Source organism: Thermogutta sp. (assembly GCF_014359955.1).
In the GTDB taxonomy this organism is placed as follows: Bacteria; Planctomycetota; Planctomycetia; order Pirellulales; family Thermoguttaceae; genus Thermogutta.
In genome coordinates this window covers 1-2,419 of sequence record NZ_JACIYL010000686.1, presented here as the reverse complement: position 1 = coordinate 2,419, position 2,419 = coordinate 1, and the positions used below count along the sequence as shown (strand labels likewise).

At 58.2% G+C, this 2,419-nt stretch carries 2 protein-coding genes; both read left to right on the top strand.

All coding sequences use genetic code 11. From position 1 onward, the window contains the following. Positions 1-1,788 (top strand): glycosyl hydrolase (locus H5U08_RS15860; protein WP_297035235.1); only part of this gene is annotated, 1,788 nt, incomplete at its 5' end. 272 nt (positions 1,789-2,060) lie between these two features. Then, positions 2,061-2,419: transposase (locus H5U08_RS15855; protein WP_297035232.1), on the top strand; the 359-nt coding region annotated here is incomplete at its 3' end.

Genomic DNA, 2,419 nt, shown 5'->3' with positions numbered 1-2,419 from the left:
ATCTGGGTGGTGAAGGAAACCGCCTGTGCTGCCCACATTTATGGCAAGCCCATGGTCGATATGGAGGCGTTCACAAGCTGGCGACACTGGCAGGATGGACCGGCGGAGTTAAAGCCCATAGGAGATCGGGCATTCTGTGAAGGGGCCAATCATTTCACGTTTCACACGGCCGCCCATCGACCAGCCCAGGCCAAACTACCTGGGTGGGTTTATACGGCGGGTACGCATTTTTCACCCTCGATTGCCTGGTGGCCACTGGCCGGTGGATTCGTCGAATACATCGCCCGCTGCAGCTTCCTCCTTCAGCAGGGCGAACCGGTCACCGACGTCTGCTATTACTATGGCGACCGCGGCTTCAACTTCGTCATGCCCAAGGCTATCGATCCTGAGCTGGGTTTTGGTTACGACTACACGGTGACCGATACGGAAGCACTTCTCGAGCGGGCTTTCGTTCGCAATGGGCGGGTGTGCTTTGCCCCGGAGCATGAGGGCGTTCCCCTTCTGGTCTTGCCACCGGGGAGCGAGATCAGGCCGGAGGTTATGGAGAAAGTGGCTGCCCTTATCGAGGCCGGTGCCACCGTGGTGGGCGAAAAGCCACAAAAAAGCCCTTCTTTAACGAACTATCCCCAATGTGATGAAGAGGTCAGAACGGTAGCCGACCGCATCTGGGGTGAAAATCCCTCCACCAGCGGTCAGCGGACGTATGGGGCCGGTCGCGTGTTCTGGGGAATACCGCTCAAAGAGGTACTGCGACACCTAGGTGTTCGACCGGATGTGGTGGTGCGCACAGCCGAAGGAGCCTCTATCGATTACGTCCATCGTCGGACCCCTGCCGTGCATATTTATTTCTTCTGGAATCGCCTTTCCCGATGGGAAAACCTTGTCGTGCGGATTCGCGCAGGAAGCGGAACTCCGGAGATTTGGGATCCGGTCAGCGGAAAAAGAACCCGGCTCGCCGCCTTCCGCCAGACTGCCGAGGGAATGGAACTGCCGCTTTCGCTTCCGCCCCTGGGAACCCTCTTCGTTGTTGTTCCCCGACAGGGGAAAAACCCGGGCGAGGTGGACGCCGTGGTCAGTGTCACGCGAGACGGAAAAGATCTCCTGTTCACCCCGTCCACCGGAAAACCGCCCGTACAGATTGAACTCGGCGATGATGGTTCATGGAGAGTCTGCTGCGAAGCTCCGGGGGAGTATGAGCTTGTTCTGGCCTCGGGGAAGAGAATCTCGTTCGCGACGGCGCCGAGCCAGGACAAAAGATTGACCGGTCCGTGGCAGGTGGAGTTTCCGCCGGGTTGGGGTGCCCCCGAAAAGACGACTTTCCAGGAGTTGATCTCCTGGACGGATCATCCCGAGCCGGGCATCAGGTACTTTTCTGGCGTGGCCACTTATCGCAAGACATTTCAGATCGACGAAATCGCACCCCATCGGCGGGTGTTCATTGATCTGGGAGAAATCCGGTTTGTGGCCGAAGTGACGGTCAACGGCCAATGGGTGGGCAATCTTTGGACACCGCCTTATGAAGTGGACATAACGGACGCCGTTCACCCCGGCGACAATGAGCTGGTCGTCCGCGTGGCCAACGTGTGGTCTAACCGGCTGACCGGCGACGCTCGGGAGCCCCAATTCGGGACCTTCACCTACACCAACATCAAACACGCGCTAGCCTGGCGTGTGCCGTGGAAGGAGGCGCCCCTCCACCGCTCGGGCCTGCTGGGGCCGGTGACGGTGAGGATCGTGACGCCCGTTGAGCTGCGTACCAAAGAGCACGAAGAGACTAACCGCGACTAACTCTGGAATGGGCGGCCCTTTGGAGTGCGGGGCTTTAGCCCCGCTTTCGCGCGGGAGCTTCAGCTCCCCGCGGCATGATGCAAAAATACAAGCGGCAGAGTGACATGAAGAGAAGCGTGGGAAGGCAAGAAACAAGCGTCAGAATACACGAGCCCACAGCCGGTTTCACGACGGCTAAAGCCGTCGTGAGAAAGCGGCGATGAATCGCCGCACTCCAAAAGGAGTTTCAACCACCGCAAAGCGCAACAATCAGCGGTTAAAGAGGTTATGCTATGAGTTCGTACGATGACACCGTCAACGCAAATAACTCTCGCGCCTGGTGGCCACACGCACCCCTTCATGAACTATCAGAGCACGGCACCTATTTCGTTACCGCTGCAACTTGCGACAAAGAAAACATCTTCAGAGGAGCTGAACGCCTACGCTATCTCCACGATACCCTCCTTACGGTGGCAAGGGATTTGAATTGGGAACTGGAAGCTTGGGCGGTTTTTTCTAACCATTATCACTTCGTCGCTCACGCTCCACCTGGTAGTCAAAGTGGTGAGACGCTTCGGGAACTGATCCGGCTCGTCCACGGGCGCACCGCCGTCTGGGCTAATCGGTGTGACGGACTTTCACACCGACGCGT